The organism is Cohnella silvisoli (genome assembly GCF_021190915.1).
GTDB classification, from domain to species: Bacteria; Bacillota; Bacilli; order Paenibacillales; family Paenibacillaceae; genus Cohnella; species Cohnella silvisoli.
In genome coordinates, this window is record NZ_JAIOAP010000007.1 from 243,359 (window position 1) to 260,261 (window position 16,903).

General features: G+C 47.9%; 14 protein-coding genes. 1 reads left to right on the forward strand and 13 read right to left on the reverse strand.

The genetic code is table 11. The features are described 5' to 3' along the window. Positions 1–23: 23 nt before the first annotated feature. The 12 genes from K7P76_RS15360 to K7P76_RS15415 form a co-directional block, all read right to left on the reverse strand. Positions 24–1,448: an NAD-dependent malic enzyme gene (locus tag K7P76_RS15360; RefSeq protein ID WP_232186189.1), complete on the reverse strand. Its 1,425-nt coding sequence runs from the start codon at positions 1,446–1,448 to the stop codon at positions 24–26. A gap of 127 nt (positions 1,449–1,575) precedes the next feature. Further along, the gene (locus tag K7P76_RS15365; protein ID WP_232186190.1) at positions 1,576–1,989 is read right to left on the reverse strand and encodes a phage holin family protein; all 414 of its coding nucleotides are present in this window, start codon (positions 1,987–1,989) and stop codon (positions 1,576–1,578) included. A 149-nt stretch (positions 1,990–2,138) separates the two neighbouring features. Further along, positions 2,139–2,291: a hypothetical protein gene (locus tag K7P76_RS15370; RefSeq protein WP_232186191.1), complete on the reverse strand. Its 153-nt coding sequence runs from the start codon at positions 2,289–2,291 to the stop codon at positions 2,139–2,141. An 89-nt stretch (positions 2,292–2,380) separates the two neighbouring features. Continuing rightward, complete coding sequence (locus K7P76_RS15375; RefSeq protein WP_232186192.1) at positions 2,381–2,605, reverse strand: hypothetical protein; 225 nt, start codon at positions 2,603–2,605, stop codon at positions 2,381–2,383. Continuing rightward, on the reverse strand, positions 2,574–3,788 hold the full coding sequence (locus tag K7P76_RS15380; protein WP_232186193.1) for a hypothetical protein: 1,215 nt from the start codon (positions 3,786–3,788) through the stop codon (positions 2,574–2,576). Before K7P76_RS15380 ends, K7P76_RS15375 begins: the two co-directional genes overlap by 32 nt. 165 nt (positions 3,789–3,953) lie before the next feature. Beyond that, the gene (locus tag K7P76_RS15385; RefSeq protein WP_232186194.1) at positions 3,954–6,689 is read right to left on the reverse strand and encodes a discoidin domain-containing protein; all 2,736 of its coding nucleotides are present in this window, start codon (positions 6,687–6,689) and stop codon (positions 3,954–3,956) included. Positions 6,690–6,777: 88 nt separating this feature from the next. Next, positions 6,778–8,235 (reverse strand): ABC transporter substrate-binding protein, encoded by a 1,458-nt coding sequence (locus K7P76_RS15390; RefSeq protein ID WP_232186195.1) that lies wholly within the window; start codon positions 8,233–8,235, stop codon positions 6,778–6,780. 124 nt (positions 8,236–8,359) lie between these two features. After that, positions 8,360–9,232: a carbohydrate ABC transporter permease gene (locus tag K7P76_RS15395; RefSeq protein WP_232186196.1), complete on the reverse strand. Its 873-nt coding sequence runs from the start codon at positions 9,230–9,232 to the stop codon at positions 8,360–8,362. A gap of 3 nt (positions 9,233–9,235) precedes the next feature. Then, positions 9,236–10,156 carry a carbohydrate ABC transporter permease gene (locus K7P76_RS15400; RefSeq protein ID WP_232186197.1) on the reverse strand — a complete coding sequence of 307 codons (921 nt, stop codon included), beginning with the start codon at positions 10,154–10,156 and terminating at the stop codon, positions 9,236–9,238. 97 nt (positions 10,157–10,253) lie between these two features. Further along, positions 10,254–11,585 (reverse strand): response regulator, encoded by a 1,332-nt coding sequence (locus K7P76_RS15405; protein WP_232186198.1) that lies wholly within the window; start codon positions 11,583–11,585, stop codon positions 10,254–10,256. A gap of 25 nt (positions 11,586–11,610) precedes the next feature. Beyond that, a complete protein-coding gene (locus K7P76_RS15410) occupies positions 11,611–13,428 on the reverse strand; it encodes a cache domain-containing sensor histidine kinase (protein WP_232186199.1) in 1,818 nt (605 codons plus the stop codon). 220 nt (positions 13,429–13,648) lie between these two features. Then, positions 13,649–14,920 carry an MFS transporter gene (locus tag K7P76_RS15415; protein ID WP_232186200.1) on the reverse strand — a complete coding sequence of 424 codons (1,272 nt, stop codon included), beginning with the start codon at positions 14,918–14,920 and terminating at the stop codon, positions 13,649–13,651. A 269-nt stretch (positions 14,921–15,189) separates the two neighbouring features. Between K7P76_RS15415 and K7P76_RS15420 the strand changes: the two genes are divergently transcribed. Beyond that, the gene (locus K7P76_RS15420) at positions 15,190–15,678 is read left to right on the forward strand and encodes a methylglyoxal synthase (protein ID WP_232186201.1); all 489 of its coding nucleotides are present in this window, start codon (positions 15,190–15,192) and stop codon (positions 15,676–15,678) included. Between the two features lie 205 nt (positions 15,679–15,883). Here the strand turns inward: K7P76_RS15420 and K7P76_RS15425 are convergent, their stop codons facing one another. Continuing rightward, on the reverse strand, positions 15,884–16,888 hold the full coding sequence (locus K7P76_RS15425) for an aldose 1-epimerase (RefSeq protein WP_232186202.1): 1,005 nt from the start codon (positions 16,886–16,888) through the stop codon (positions 15,884–15,886). Positions 16,889–16,903 lie beyond the last annotated feature (15 nt).

The window sequence follows — 16,903 nt, forward strand, 5'->3', positions numbered from 1 at the left end:
GCGATGATCCTAAGAATTAATCGCTAATCCAAGTTCCTGAAGTCTCCCGGTACTTTGCGGGCCACGCCGCTGTGAATGGCCTCCATGACAACGGCTTTACGGACGGCGGGGACGACTTTCTCATTGAATACGCTCGGAATAATATAGTCGGAGTTTAGTTCCTCATCCGTAACTATAGATGCGATCGCTTTAGCGGCTGCCAGCTTCATAGACTCGGTTATCGAGCTCGCGCGGGCATCCAACGCACCCCGGAAAATACCCGGAAACGCAAGGACGTTATTCAGTTGGTTCGGATAGTCGGATCGTCCGGTCGCATAGACTCGTACATACGGACCCGCCTCCTCCGGAGAAATTTCCGGATCGGGATTAGCCATGGCGAACACGATCGGATCCGTGTTCATCCGCCGAACCGCCTCGCCACTTAATAGCCTCGGCCTGGATAACCCGATGAATACGTCCGCCCCTTGGATCACTTCGGATAAGCTTCCTTTTTCGTTATGAGGATTCGTCATTGCGGCGTATTCATTCCATACTTCGTTCTCGTATGCAGCATCTCTGTGGATTGCCCCATCCTTGTCTACTCCGACGAGATGGGTAACGCCCGCCGCCAATAACATACGCGAGCAAGCGACTCCCGCCGCTCCGATCCCGCACACGACCACTTTAATGTCGCTCATTGATTTCCCGACGATTTTCAGAGCGTTGATGAGCCCCGCAAGCAGTACGACGGCCGTACCGTGCTGGTCATCGTGAAACACGGGAATGTCCAATTGTTCCTTAAGCCTGCGCTCGATTTCGAAACATCTGGGCGATGAAATATCTTCCAGATTAATGCCTCCGAACGTCGGCGCCAGCGCTTTGACTATCGCGATGATCTCCTCTGTATCCTTAGTATCCAAGCAAATCGGGAAGGCGTCAACGCCGGCCAACTCCTTGAACAGCATCGCCTTCCCCTCCATTACAGGCATCGCCGCATGAGGTCCGATATCCCCTAGCCCGAGAACGGCAGTGCCGTCTGACACGACGGCAACCATATTCCGGCGAATGGTCAATGAAAAGGCTTTGCTGATATCGTCCCGAATAGCGAGGCACACATTGGCCACGCCTGGCGTATATACGCGGGACAGATCGTCGCGATTTTTGATCGGAACTTTGGATTGCACTTGAATTTTCCCGCCAAGATGCAGCAGGAACGTGCGATCGGATACATTCACTAGATGAATGCCTTTCATGGCGGCTACGGCGGCCGAAAGGGTTTCGACCACGGACGGATCAACGACGCTTACCGTTAAATCGCGAATTTCCATCTTTCTGCCTGGCCGTATGACGTCTATCGCTACGATATCCCCGCCTTGATGACCGATTACCGATACAAGCTCGGCGAATGTAACCGACTGCTTGTCCATTTCAACGCGAAGTATGACGCTATTGCCGCCTTCCAATCTCATAACCGTTGTTCCTCCCTATCATGGAAATGGAAATGTATATGTATAGAGTATAGCCTGAGTTGAGCGAAAACAAAAAGCCGTATCTCATCGCCGCAGCAGACGAATGAAATACGGTTTCGGATTTCTCTTACTCTGCAGGCTTATCCTCTTCCTCGCCCGCGCGATCCCGAAGCACTCGAACGATGCGCCGTAAGCGATCAGGCAACGGGAGACCTATGCGGCCGTAATTCTCGATGACGGAAAGCAACTCATTGGCAATATAGAAAAAAACCGAGGCTCCCATCACGATATCGATGCCGAGCAGCAGGTCCAACCTGTGCGCGATGAGCAGTACGAGCAAAATAAGCCCTTTTCTGAACAAACCCCAAAATCCGATATTGCTGTTTAACCCGCTTCCTTCCCGGACAGCAGCTACAACGCCGGTAAAATAATCAATTGCCATTAGAACGAGCAAGAAAGTAAGCGGTTCGTTCCATACGCCGAAAGAAAAGGAAACCGCCGCTCCCAATAAAGCGCATACTACCCCGGCCTGTAATTGCATCCACCGTTCCTCCCCGTTAATTCTTTTTATTTCTTATCCTATGCAAGTTGGACAAGACGGGAACGGTTAATAACCGGTAGGAAACCGATCTTCTGCCATTGTATGCAGGAAGCGCGGGGGCAATGACGCGGGTTCTTGCTAATTGATGTTTACTCCGGCTTTGACGCTTTAACACGTTCGGCAGCTTTTTGTTGGATCTTCTCGATATCACGCATTACTTTATCGCTTTTTTCTCTTAAGGAAGGGAATTGGTTTTCTCCTAATCGGAACTTCCCTCTAATTACTTTATCCTTTTTCTTCACTACTACCCTACTCCCTTCGGAAGTGTATAGTAGGAAGTATTTACCAGACTAATAGACTATAAACGTAAAAGAGAGCCCGTAGGCCCTCTTTAGAATGCGATTTGTTTTAGTTTGTTTAATTTTTGTTGTTGAATTTTCAACGATTCATCTAGGTTCTCCGAGATAACAACCATTCGTTGTTGACCTTCACGAATAGTTGCAAGGCGATGTGAGTTATCATTCGTAATCGTTGCAATATGCGACATAATCGCATCTGCTTTTTGAATGTTCGTTGTAAGTACATCAACCGATCGCTTCTTGCGGTTTTTCACCATGATCGCCCACCCTTACTAGTAATCCTCTTTCATCCAGATGGATGCAAATCCCACGAATAAACCGATACATTTCCTTTGACTCTATAATATCACGATTTGTTACATTTGTAGAGTCATAGTGAAAGTTATAAATAATTACCCGGTTAGATGGCAACTCAATCCAATAACTTGCCACAGTGCGGCCTTCGCGATCAGCAGTTGCATATTCTATCGTCGATTCGCTACCGACCAATTTGACCGAAGAATAGTGCTCATAATCCGGATCATTTATATTAATATGTAACGGGGTTTCAGTTGTCTCTTGTTCTCCGAGCATGTACAAATCATCCCCCAAGACTTCAAAGAGGGAAAAGCCGCAAATAATACGCAAATCATTCACAGTAAAGTGATAGTTATTTCGAAGGCGATATAAAATATCAATTGCTCTATTGAAGCCTACCTCATTATTTTTTACTTGCTGGTAAAGCAGACCAATACTATCGTTTAAATCACCTATTGTTTTATTAGACGCCTCAAGATCCAACTTACTTTCTTTCAGTGCTTCTTGTATTGTGGCAATATCCTTTTGCAGCCTCTCATTCAATTCTTCATATGCCTTGATGAACGATTCCAAAGCGTTATCTTTTTTTAATTTCTCTGCCCAAAAATATACATTGTTGAACGAATATTTATTCTCTTTAAGATAGTTTTGAAACATAAAAAATTCTTTAGGACGAAAAGTACGGTACGCACCTAAATGAAGATAAGGATCTCCTGGCGTTAACATACGCGTGAAATTTGCCTTTAGCGCAGCAAGCCAGCTAAACAGGAGCAAGGCCGCACCAATCGTTCTTGGCCATGGTTGAAAATCTTTGAACCAGTCAAATACATCATTTGATAAAGCACCGAAAACCCCTAGGCCAATAGCGGTCCAAATCGTGATATGATTTGTAAAAAATGCGCCTAACTTCTGTATGGAGTCCTCGGACATCTTCTTATACTTCAGACCAAATAGCGAACGTCCCAACAATGGCCACAACCAAAAACCGGGTGAAGGGTAGTTTTTGCGTGCTTCAAGAAGCGGAGGATCAAAGTCCCTTCGCAGCGTATCGAGCCAAGCGATAAGTTCCGATCTGTCAATATCTTCTGATGGGATATCTTGCGTAGGGTCCCTCAAGGCTTTTCCCCTTCCTGCCGTTGCCATTTGTCTAAACCTTTAACTATCATACTTCATCCTGTTCCAATTATGGAAGGATTGGAATGAAATGTATTAGATGATAGAGAGCGAACCATTCCTTAAATTAGATATGCGCCAAGAGACTGCTGCGACAAGTCGCAACAGTCTCTTGAACATTAATCTGCAGTTTCGTCAGTATACTTCAAACTCCGAAATCTGTGCAGCCGGCCAGTCCGTGTTCCCCCTAATCGTCAACCGGATGATCCGCGCCTTCGTATCTCCTAAAGAAATTTCGACGGTGTTAGCTTTTTTCGGATCGAAGGTGTAAGCCTTGGAGGGCAGCAGCGTTGTGAAGTTCTCCCCATCATCGCTCACGAGCACCTCGATTTCCTGATCACGCGCACCCCAAGCATCCTTAGGCGGCAATTTTAAGACAAGCTTGCTAACCTTCTTATCCTCCCCAAGATCCAACGTGAGCGATTGCGGGAACTTCTTGGCCGTACTTTCCCAATACGTGTACGGATCGCCATCTACGGCAAGTTCCGGAGGGAATTCCTTCACCGTATTAGAGGTCGAGAGAACCTTACGCAGTAACGCGCGGTTAACCTCAAACTTAACTTTCTCGAATGTTTCCGCAGCATTGCTCTTCTCTTTAGAATTGGCTAGCTCTATATAGCCGACCTTCTGATTGTTGATCAGAGCCACATAATCGAATAGGACGTACTCTCCTTCTTCCTTAACCGTCAGCTCGGCGATTTTCGTCCCATTCGCCTGATAAGCAGTTGCCGCGGCATACGGCCAACCTTTGCCTTTCTTAATCTTTAGCGTCGTGTCGGCGCCGATCGGTTGATAGATCCGGATCTTGTCCTTTTCCCTCACCTCAACCAGATTATGATCTCCCGCATCAAGATCCAAGCCGTTCAGCCGGGCGTAGTTGCCTGCTCTGCGACTGCCATCGTCCGCTGATGCAATATAGCCGCCCGGGGCCAGCGTATCGTCCCCGTTGAGGACGTATGCCTCATCCTTATTCCAATTAGCGGTGACCGAGTATTGGCCAAAGTCCGTCCGAGTAACGGCGGGAGTTACTTGATCGAAGCTCTCCACGAGCGAATCCGCGTATTGCGATAGGATATACTTTTGCAAAACGCCGATGCCGTCAATCCACGGATTATCGAGGCCATTGAAGAAATCGGCACTTAAGTTGTATCCCATCGCCAGGTTCCATCTCAGCATATCCTGATCGTCGGTCATCGTCTCCGCGGCCAAATCATGTTGGTACTGCATGACTTTATCCCGAAAAAGCATTCCCGCAAGCGGATAATAGTCCGTGTAAGACGCCGTATTCTTGCGATACCCGAGTCGGTCCCACAAGTAGGTCGATCCCATGAAACCAACGGCATCGTCGGCGAATACGTCCGTGCCGTCTTCCATATAGATATTGTGTTTCAAAGTGTCGAAGTATTGCCGTACGCCTTGGAAATAAGCGCTGGAAGGATCCGTGTCGGCCGGAATAATCTTATTGAATACGTAAGGAGAATTGCGAATTCCCCACTGGTCCTCGAAAATACCGTCGAACCCGGCTTGCTCCAACAGCTTCTTATGCTCCTCCTCGGTTCGTTGAAGAAAGTAAGGATGCCCGGGATTGACGACGTAGCCGCTATGTTTGCCATAGTCTTCTTGCGTGATCGTATTGTTCTCTTTCAGGACGGCAACATCTTCCATCGTCGTTCCGGCAGGCAAGTTCGCCAGCGTCGGTGAGTGATTGCCCCACCAAGACATGTTCGTATAAGGAACGACGCGATTCCCTTTATCCTTGGCGGCTTTCATGAACGCTCTGAATGCTTGTTCCCCGCCCCAGTTCGGATCGGGAGGGATGAAGTCCGGGTAATTCTCGTCATGCCCGCCCTTCTGAAAACCGACCAGGTGAATAACGCCGTTGTAATTCATCTTATCCACAATATTTGTCGTCAGGTTGCTCCAGCTGCCGTTAGTGATGGCGGAGATGTCCGCTTTGTAGAACGGGAGCTGGAAATAAGTTTCCTTGTCCTTGCCCAGCTTGTCGGCCAGGGATCGATAGTTATCCATCTTATTGAGCTCTCGATAACCGGTAATGGAATCTTTGTAGTCTCCGCCGATCTCGAGCACAATCGTGGGGCTTTTCCACTGCTTCCGCGGATAAATCCATGTATTATAGTCGTGAATGATTCCCGTCTTCCCCGAATCGTCCACCTGATTTTTGAATCCTAACTCCGTCGCAGGTACAATCGTGCCGCTTAGATCATATACGGCCAAATTTCCGTTAGTCGTGCGTAAACCAACGTACGAAGCAAACATCACGCCCGGGTACTGGTCTTGAAAAGAATTACTTTCCTTAAAGAACGTATCCTTCAGCTCAGCTCCTGGCAGCATCGGCAATAGGGCATCCGTTACGCTTCCGGAATTCACCTTCAGTTCATACGGAAAACGAAAGGACTTAATCGTCTGAGCGGATTGATTATCGACCGCCGCTTCCAAATATATTTTGTTGTCCCCGCTGAAGCGAGCGGTCACGTCTACCTTAATCTTGCCCCCGTAGTGGAACGCAAGCTCACCTTTCCTAGAGCTCCATTCGTAAGAGAAGGCTTCCGCTTTCTTGCCGTTAGCAGACGTATTATCTTCGAGGAATGCCCACCACAACGTATTTTCCCGGTTCCCCAGCGATACCTTTTCCTGAGAATCCTTGTTCTTCACATAGGCGATCGCTCCATTAACGGAGTGAAACGCGATCTCATATTGAGAATTGTCGACAATCAATAAACCGTCTTCGTCCACAAGCTTCACCTTCGCGCTGCTCATTGGAATAAATACGAATAAATAGGCGAGCAGCAGGATAACGACGATACTCCCGGAAATCCATATTCCTTTGGATGACCTATAACGCTTGGACACGCTCTCCCCCCCTTGGATAGTATAGAAGGTTGCCCCTTGCAAACTTTACGTTTGCCCAAGGCAACCTTCTTATAAGCGATCGATCTTACTATTGCACTTTAATTTGGTCGTAGAATTTCTCTTGTACGAGCTTAGCGGCCGCATCGAGTTGAGCTTTAAGATCTACGCCTTTTTTGGAGAACACTTCCTGAATGACGTTCGTCATCGCCGCGTAGTAATCTTGCGTGTTAAATTGCGCTTCCGGCTTGCCATCCAGCAATCCCATCAGTTCATTGCTGTATTGATAGACGTTGTCGTATTTGTCGTATACCGCTTTGACTTTCGCGCCGTATTCGGAATCTTGCTTGAAGTATTGAATAACCGGCGGTACGAAAAATTTGTTTTCCGCTTTGCGCGCTTTGATGTTTTCTTCTACGGAAGCCAACCCTTTATCCGAGAAGTAATCGAACACCGCGTAACGGAACGCGATCTCTTGCTCTTCTTTCGTTGCGTTCGGGTTGATCACGAGGAAATCTCCGCCGAGCACGCCCGTATGCTTGCCGCCTGCGGCAGCCGCCGGCATCGGGTACACGACCAGATCTTCAGGTTTGTATCCGCCTTGATTCAAACCTTGGTCAAGCGGACCGTCCGGACCCGCGATAACCATTGCCGTTCTGCCTTGGGCGAATGCGCCAACCGCGTCGCCCCAGCCAAGCGCCCAATCAGCAGGAATAACGCTCGCTTCTTTCAGCTTGTTGTAGAAATCAAGAGCTTTCACGCCGGCATCGGAATTGAACGTCGCGATTACTTTACCGCCTTCGACTTTCTGAATTTCGCCGCCTGCTTCGAACAAGAAGTTCGTCCAGTTCCAGCCGGCTTCATTTCCTTTACCCATCGGAGCGATACCGGCGATCCCTTTCTTCGGATCGGCAACCGCTTTAGCGGTATTCAGCACGTCATCCCAAGTCCAATCTAGGGCAGGAATCGCTACGCCTTTATCCGCGAGCATTTTTTTGTTCACGACGGTTCCTACGACATACCCTTGTTGCGGAATACCGTAAATTTTTCCGCCGATGTTGAACTGATCCAGAAGGATAGGGTTTAACTGATCTTTTTTGTCATAAGCGTTGTACAAGTCCGTAATGTCGGCCGCCCAACCTTTTTCCGCCAGGAATTTACCTTCCGTAGCGTAAGTGTTGAACAACGTAGGGGCTTCGTTCGCACCCATCTTGATCCCGATTTCGTTGGGATTGTACTGCCAGTCGCTCTTCACGATTTCAACGTTAGGGAACACGGCGTTAAAACGTTTGATTTTGTCGTCTTCCAATGCGCGTTTTTCAACTAGGTCGGGAGTCGGATAGTAGATGCTGATCGTTGCTTTCACTTGCGTGATATCCGGCGATGCAGGATCGCTGCTCTCGGAAGCAGGAGCCGAAGCCGATTCGGCAGGCGTGCTGGCTGAAGCCGACGGAGAAGATGATGCACCGTTGTTGTTCTTGCCTCCGCATGCAGCCAGTACCAAGCTGAACACGATAAGACAAGCGATAATCGTTGAAATCTTACGCATGGATAATCCCCTTTTCGTTAAAAAATTTTAACTTACACGCTCATCATAATGGAGGCGCATTCATCTAGACGATGTGTATTCCTATTCCGATCATGTGCAAATTTACGCATGCTGTCATTCGCGATTACCCTTTGATCCCGCCAAAATTCAAACCTCGAATGATATACTTTTGGAAAAGCAAGAACACGAGAACGGGCGGCATAGTGACCATTGAAAGGATGGCGAACCGAAGATTGATATCCAACCTGCGAATATTGACGACGTATTTGCTAATGGCTGTCGCAAGCGGATATCGGTCGTTGCTGGACATAATAAGTCCTGGCCAATACCAATCGTTCCACGCCGTAGCGAATACGAAAATAGCCAACGTAGCGAAGATTGGAACGGACAGCGGGAAGGCAATCTGATAAAACAATCTCAACTCCGACGCGCCGTCTATTCTTGCGGATTCGAACAATTCCATATGAATGCCGTCGAAGAAGGACTTGAGCAGCAGGAGGAAAAATGCATTCGCCCCGGCCGGCAACCACAGAGCCCAGAAGGAATTGATGAGTCCCAGGTCTCTGAGATTGACAAAGTTCGGAATAATGTAGGTCGTCGGCGGAATGAATAACGTCAAGAGAAAGAAATAGCCGATCGCTTTCTTGTAAGGGACGTTCATGCGGGAAAGACTGAACGACGCCAGCCCGAGAACGATAACCGTAATCGTCATATTCCCTGCAAAAATAAACATTGTATTTCTGGCGAAAAGAGGCAGTTCGATATATTTCCAAGCCGTACGGTAGTTCTCGAAATGCCATTCCGAAGGAAGAAACGTTGGCGGGAACGAATTGACCTCCGTATTCAGCTTAAGTCCGTTAAAGAAAATAATGAGCATCGGATATAACATCGAGCACGCCATGATCAGAACGACGAGCATCATTAAATAGTAAACCAGCCTTTTTCCAGGCTTCTTCAAGTCATAGACGGATAATATTCCGCGATCATAGGTTTTCAAAGCCTATTCCTCCTTCTTGTTGGACATCCGGTATTGAAGAACGGCCAACAATCCAAGCACCAAGAACATGAGAACTCCCAATGCGGAAGCAGCTCCATAATCCTGTCTGGTGAACGCATACCTTTGAATGAGCAAAGCATACGTCAGCGTTGAATTGTTAGGTCCTCCGTCCAACATGGCGAACTGGGTTTGAAACCCTTGTGAAGTCGCGATAAGCTGAAGAAGAAATAGCAGTATGATCTGATTTTTAATGGCCGGCAGCGTAATGTGGCGGATCCGTTTCCATACGCCCGCCCCGTCGATTTCGGCCGCTTCGTACCAATCCCGCGGCACGCTCATGATCGCAGCCAAATAAATGAGCATGGCCGAGCCGAAGCTTTGCCACGTTTCCATGAATACGATGGAAATCATCGACCAAGCCTTGTCCGTTAGAAATAGAACCTGGCTGAACCCTAGTTTTTCCAAAGCGGCATTGATCGGGCCAACCGGGTCGTACAACCATTTCCACAGCCCATATAGAACGACAAGAGGAACGACAAAAGGCAAGTATGCTGCGACTCTTACGAATCCTTGGAACCTTCTGATCTCGGAGATGGCGATTGCGAACAAGATCGGCACCCAGAAACCAATTAGTATGCCAAGCATCATGTAATAGAGCGTATTCTTCGCGGAAACCGTCACTTCGGCATCCTTAAAGATCTTCGTGTAATTCGCCCAGCCTACGAAAGAATCCCCTTTTACGAAGTCGATGTCGTAAAAGCTGTAGACGATCCCTTTGCCGATAGGCAGCCACAGAAAGGTGAAAAAAATAACGACCGCGGGAAGGAGAAATAAGTATCCCAAAATGTGTTTGCTCCACTTCATGGGAGGTCGCTTGGCGAATTCATCCAAGGAACGTATTGGTGCGGCTGTTGATCGATCCATCTTGTCTCCCTCATTCCTATTATCTGTCGATAATAACTATTGTAGAAAAAGGGAGGAGGCGTGAACATGTGCATATCTATTGGGATTATAGGCGTTCCTACTTCTTCATTTCACTCGGGCTGATTCCGAAGTATTTCTTGAATATTTTGCTGAAATGTTCCGGCGATTCGTAACCAACCCTCTCCGATATTTCATATCTCCTTAAATCGGTATTAAGGATCAATCGCTTGCTTTCTTCCATTCGCAATTTAATGACGTATTCCCATAGATTGACGCCCGTATTTTTCTTGAATAAGTAACTGAGATAGTTCGGGCTGACGTGATTTTTTTGCGCGACTTCGTTCAGCGTTAACCCCTTCTGCGCATAGTTGGCGTGGATATATTCATTCGCGCGCTCTACGATCAGATTGTTCTGCGCGGCTAAGTCTTCATCGGAAGGGTCCTCGGAGAAGACACCCCACTTGAAGTCGCCGAAGTAAAAGACATGATGGTCCTTATGCTCGCGATTCCACACGATGGCCTTGTTCACTTGCTCATTTAATTCATGCAAAAACTCGCGGCCTTTCAGAATTTGACTGATGCCGACCACGCACTGAAAACCAAGAAATTTATGAATATTGAAATGCAAGCTGCGTCCGATCATCTCGAGCTGGTTGATCTTATCGACGCTCGAATCTCCGTACCTGGCTTCATCCCACTGAATAATGACGCTAATTTCTTGATGGGGAGAATAGAAAGACAGGTAATCCCATTCCCGGTCCAGCATTTCGTTCACGATATTCAGAGCCGCATATTGCAGCAACAATTTATCTTTGTCCGCGAACGTCGTCGCTTTCGCGTTCGAGGAAAAATCCAAGCGTATTTTGATAACGGCAAAATACGGACCTTGGAGCCTGATTTGATTTTGCCGTTCAAGCTGCGTCACGTCCGGGGAACGCCCAGCGATATTGTCGGTCAGCAGCCGGTTTAAGATTTCCGTTCTTTGCGGGTGCGGCTGCTCCATCCGGAAATGATCTCTTAAGTCTGAAATCAAATCCTCTTGGTTAAATACGGGTTTATCCATATGAAGCAGAACATGACGGACGGAATTCAGAAGCTGTTCGCTATTAATGGGCTTAATCAGGTAATCGCGCGCGCCAAGGCGAATGGCCAGCTGCGCGTATTGGAAAGTCTCGTGGGCGGAAATAACAATCACCTGTACCCACGGCTTAATAATCTTGGCTTGCTGCATCAGTTCGATTCCGCTCATGGCACCCATCTGTATATCCGTGATGAGCAGATCGATATTTTCCATTTTCAAGTAGTCCAATGCTTCGTATCCGTTAATCGCGGTATAAATATTTTGTATATTAAGGCCCGAAGTTTCAAGAAGGCTAGCCAGCCCCCTGCAGATGAGCGGTTCATCGTCGACAATTAGAATGTTATACATCGCATGACCTCCCTGTTATGCTTTCCTATTCGTTCTGTTCTGGGTTTTTTCGTACGGGGAAAATGACAATAACTCGCGTACCTTCGTCCTCGCGCGCTTCGTAACGTAATCCGTACCGGTCTCCAAAGTGCAGTTGGATGCGCCGATGGACGTTGCGGATTCCATAGCCTGACGATGATTCGGATTGTTTGCCGCTCAGCATCAGGTTGATGGCCGAATGATCGGTTTCCTTGTAGCCGTTGTCTTCTACGGTAATGATCACATTATCCTCGACCGTTCGGGCGGTGACGAGAATGACCCCATCCTCTCCCATGTTCATGACGCCGTGAATAATCGCATTTTCTATTAAAGGCTGAAGCGTGATCTTAGGAATCAGATTAAGCCGAACCTCTTCGCTTATATCCCAATGAATACGGAAACCATACTCATACCTCATTTGCTGCAAACTCGTATAGGCTGCTGCGTGCTCCAGCTCTTCTTCGATCGTTATGAGCTCTTTTCCTCTGCTAAGGCTAATCCTCATCAGCTTCGACAGCTCTTTGATCATCTCGGCCGATCCGGTATTGCCTTCCAGCGAGCTTTTCCAATAAATACTCTCAAGCGTGTTATAGAGTAGATGCGGATTGATTTGCTGGTACAGGAGCTGCAGCTGCGACTCCTTCTGTTTGATTTCCATATCGTAACGGTCATGAATCATATCATTTATTCGATTGGCCATGTTATGAACGGAATAAATGAGTACGCCAACCTCGTCATTGCGCTCTCGGACCGGCGATTTGGACAGTGGCTTCCCCGGTTCATGGGAACGGGCGAACATCGCCAGCTTCTGCAGCGGATTCATGAGCGATCTCCAGAAATACATCATGACGATAATAGCGAATAAAGAATATACGATCGAGATCATCTGGATGACCTTTTTTAATGCGCTCTGCTGTTGGAGCAGGGATTTAACCGGGATTCGATAGATAAGCTTCTGCTGAAGCGATAATTTGGAATGGACGACGTAAATAAATTCATCGGTAATCGTATTCGACGTTTCTTCTCGCGCCGCGGTTTGGCCTACCGATTCCGGCAAGTTCAGCAAATCTCCCGTTTGGGACGTCGAAGAGGCAAGAATCCGGTTGGACCAATCGGTCAAATAGATTTCCCCGCCCTCAGGCAAAGATACGGTGCTTAAGGATTCTTCGATTTTCTTATCCATCTTCGTGGCGACGAGAATGCCGACGACGCTGTTTCCCTTGGAAATGTTGTTGACAACCCGCAAATAGGCGAGTGTCTTCTGATCGCCCTTAGGTCCGAAATTATCGATGTACGCCAATACCCCTTTGCCTTTTTCCTTCAAGGCTTTTTCCATCCACGGGGTTTTGGTGAGGTCGGAATAGAAGAAGACGGACGATGATGACGTTTGGCGGTCGATATTCGGCGTCGACGGGGCAAACCCGTAATTGCCGTTCGGATCGTAAACGAAAAGAAAATAATAGACCGCCTCTCCCCCGAACACGCCGACGGAGTTATTGCCGAGCAGCGTGGTCATCGCCGCATATTTGCGGACGCGATCGAATTGCAATTCATCCTTGTTAATGATCATTTTCTGGGTAATCGGATTTTGAATGATCGTCGACATGATCCGGTTGATCGTGTCGATATCCCGATTGATTAAAACATGGTTTTGCTTGTTCAACTCCTCGTACGCGTTCGTGACATGCTCCTTCAGTATTTGTTCCGCCTTCGTGTTCGCGTACCAGTTCAACAGGAAAACAGGGCTAACCAAAATTAAAAACAACAACACCATCTGTTGTCTCACGTTTAATCGGGTCAAGGGATTTTTCAACCTTGAACTCATCAGGATCCCTCCAACGGGTTATCGACTATTAGTATGCGCGCTATCCGAAGCCTTTGGGAGAATTCCATCGCAATCCCGTAATAGATCACCTATTTTACGTAGAATAGCACATTATTACCTAAATGATAGCCCTTACACAGGCGATTATGAGAAAAAAGACGATCATTCCCTTTTTGGGGAATGATCGTCTTTCTATAGGTGCTTGCATTCGGGCAACGATTTAATGCGAGCCCATGTCGACTGCGGCCATCTGGTTGCCGTTTGACGACTCTGGTGCTTTCTTGCTCATAATCGGGATCATGGACAACGCTCCGATAAGGAATAGAATACCTGCGCCGGTATAGATCGATACGAGTGAGTACTCGTCTTTCAACGCGCCGGCGAATGACATGGAAATGACCATCATGCCGATGAACATCGGATTCAGTACACCATTGACCCGGCCGACGATAGATTCGTGCGACCATTTCAGAATCATCGTACTGATCCCAATATGGATGCAAGGGAACACGAGTCCGTTCACAAACTGCACTACGAGCGTAAGGGGTACATTCGTCGAGAAACCAATGACCACCGTGCAGATCGCGCCTACCAGCATACCGAAGGCGAGCAACAATTGCGGTGCGACCTTCTTCGCGAACACGGCAACGATCCCGCCTCCTATCAACATGGCGGCACCATTCAACATGAGGATGTACTGCAGGAATTCCTTCGACTTGCCGAGCCGCTCCGTTACGATGAACAGACCGAGCGCCTGGGCGAGGCCAACGGCAAGGCCAGCCAGAATGAATGCGGCTCCCAACATCCGAAGCACGGGACTCTGCCAGACGTAACGGAAGCCCTCGTTGAACTCCTTTCGGAATTGGCCTTTCACCGCTGCCGGCCGCTGCTCCACCTTATCTCTAGGCAGACCTGCCAGCGTAAGCGCGGACAGCAGGAACGCAACCCCCATAACTGCAATTGACGTCTCCAGTCCGAATGTGCTGTAAGTGAAAGTACCAAGCATCGGACCAAGCACCATGAAGATCGCCATCAATGACTGGAACAGTGCCATACCCTGTTGCAGCTGCTCTTCCGGAACATGCTGCTTGAACAACCGCATACCCGAAGGTTGTGAGAACTGCGATAGAATCGCCGATATGAAAGTGACGAGGAAGACGGACTGCCAGGATCCGAAATGAATCACCATGAGCACAACGAACACCGAAACGGAGGATAACAAGTCACACCAGATCATTGTCCGTTTCGGCCGCCAGCGATCAGCGAACGTGCCGCCAATAAACGAGAACACGAAAATCGGCGCGAATTCGACGACGCTGATCAATGATATGGCATACGGATCGTTGTTTGTTTTATCCGCGACATAGAGCAGAATGGAAAAATTCCGCACCCAGATGCCGATCTGAAGCAGGACGTTGGACAGCAGTATTGTCTGAAGGAAACGGTTGCCGAAAAGGCTCGGGGCTTTGACGGCATCTTGCTGAATAGCCAAACTTAACACTCCTTTTTTAATTTAAGAAACAACTTCACTCTAGCATGATATATTCTAGCATATTACAAATGATCAGGTTTATTATTAATTGCTATTTTTGGATAATAAGATTGAGATAATCAACAGGATAATGTGACTTTATTCGAAGGTTTATGTAATGTTTTGTTACACAAATGTGCTCATTCGTGAACATTTTTTATGAGATAGGTTATTATTTCGACATTTTATGTTATATTTACTTACAAAATATGAGCTGGAGAGTGATCCTTGTGAATGTTGCCTTCGTTGCACACGATCAAAAGAAAAAAGAACTAGTCAATTTCGCTATCGCCTATCAAAACTTATTTCAATCGCATCATCTTTTTGCAACCGGGACAACAGGCCAGCTCATTATGGATAATACTTCATTATCGATTTTTCGATTCAAGTCCGGTCCCTTGGGCGGTGACCAGCAACTGGGAGCCATGATCGCGCAAAACGATCTCGATCTGCTCATTTTCTTCCGCGACCCTCTCGTAGCCCAAGCGCACGAATCCGATATTTCGGCATTACTCCGGCTTTGCGATGTGTATGGCATCCCCGTAGCTACGAACATGGCCACCGCCGAGCTCTTGGTTCGCGGTCTGCAAAGGGGAGACTTGGATTGGCGCGACGTCATTCATGCGAATCAACCCGTTAACATAACGAACCGCAAAGAAACATCTGCCGATAAAAGGAAAAATGAGGAGGCAAGTCTACCTCTCGAAAATATTAAATAACGCGGCTTCTAAATATCGAGCGAGAAGGCCGTAGCCAAAGTCTTATCGTAATATCCGAAACAAAGTGTCTCCAAGCGGCTTGTATACGGCACTTATCCAATCCAGCAAGACGAACCGTATATACACTTGCGCGGCGGAAAACAAATAGCCTCCAACCCCGTCATTAATGAGGGATTGGAGGCTTATTCCTTGATATCTTTCGCTTTTACTTCGTATACATGCGGCTTACAGCGCTCCATTGCCGGCCTGGCTCCAGCCGGATCAAACCCGTTTGCTCCGCAGGCAAATCAACATTAGGCGCATTGACCATGCCCGTTTGCGGCTCCGGGCAGAAGAACTTTCCGTTGGCTGCCGCATTATATACCATCCAATGCTTGTAGGCTTCTCCGGCTTCATAGACGAAACTCACATTTGCTCGCCGATCGTATAGCGTCATGGCATTCCTATTCATACCAATAGCGCCTTCGACCGAAACCGTATAATGGTTGTCGAGCGATTCGAAATAAGGATTTCCCTTGCCTTGCTGCAAGAGTTTTTCCCCCTCGCTAAGCGGTTGTTTGCGGCCAGTTGGCAGCATCCGCTCGCTTAATTCCCAACGTTCCCCGATGGAAATCCCGCATTCAAGATGCTCCTTGCTGCTTCCCGGCGCGAACGGCGCGTTTAAGCTCGTATGGAATCCTAGCATGAAAGGCATCGCATCAGCGCTGTCGTTCACGACTTCAAAGTGCTGGATAAGCCCTTCGCCGGATAGCGTAAATGATTGAGTCATCGTGAATACATGTGGGAAATAAGCGTAATCCGGGTTTTGCTTGTCAAAACGGAACCTCACCGTCACCGAGCTTCCTTGATCCGTGCTTTCGAAGCTTACGACTTCCCATTCCGATCGATACACGAATCCGTGAATGTGATTGCTTGTTTGCTCCTCGTTCACCGGAAAACGGTAAGTTCGTTCATCGAATTGGAATTTCCCTCCGTCATAACGATTTGGGGGAAACAACACGGGTATGCCGTGAAGCAGAGGCTTAGCAAGGAAGCCTTCCCAATCCGCTCCCCCAGGCTCGCGTATAAAACGGAAATCGTGGTCGTCATCTCGGAATGAAATGAGATTTCCGCCGATGGCAGGCAGCAAAATCGCCGAGTATTTTCCGTATTTCAACATAATAGCCGACTCGCTCTCGTAAGTCTCCTTCTGTGCATAATGCTCCGTCATCGATGTTCCTCCACA

What these genes read in the sequence shown, in the direction of transcription:
- K7P76_RS15360 (WP_232186189.1), bottom strand. Translation starts at nt 1,448, where the DNA reads ATGAGATTGGAAGGCGGCAATAGCGTCATACTTCGCGTTGAAATGGAC.
- K7P76_RS15365 (WP_232186190.1), bottom strand. Translation starts at nt 1,989, where the DNA reads ATGCAATTACAGGCCGGGGTAGTATGCGCTTTATTGGGAGCGGCGGTT.
- K7P76_RS15375 (WP_232186192.1), bottom strand. Translation starts at nt 2,605, where the DNA reads ATGGTGAAAAACCGCAAGAAGCGATCGGTTGATGTACTTACAACGAAC.
- K7P76_RS15380 (WP_232186193.1), bottom strand. Translation starts at nt 3,788, where the DNA reads ATGGCAACGGCAGGAAGGGGAAAAGCCTTGAGGGACCCTACGCAAGAT.
- K7P76_RS15390 (WP_232186195.1), bottom strand. Translation starts at nt 8,235, where the DNA reads ATGCGTAAGATTTCAACGATTATCGCTTGTCTTATCGTGTTCAGCTTG.
- K7P76_RS15400 (WP_232186197.1), bottom strand. Translation starts at nt 10,156, where the DNA reads ATGGATCGATCAACAGCCGCACCAATACGTTCCTTGGATGAATTCGCC.
- K7P76_RS15405 (WP_232186198.1), bottom strand. Translation starts at nt 11,585, where the DNA reads ATGTATAACATTCTAATTGTCGACGATGAACCGCTCATCTGCAGGGGG.
- K7P76_RS15410 (WP_232186199.1), bottom strand. Translation starts at nt 13,428, where the DNA reads ATGAGTTCAAGGTTGAAAAATCCCTTGACCCGATTAAACGTGAGACAA.
- K7P76_RS15425 (WP_232186202.1), bottom strand. Translation starts at nt 16,888, where the DNA reads ATGACGGAGCATTATGCACAGAAGGAGACTTACGAGAGCGAGTCGGCT.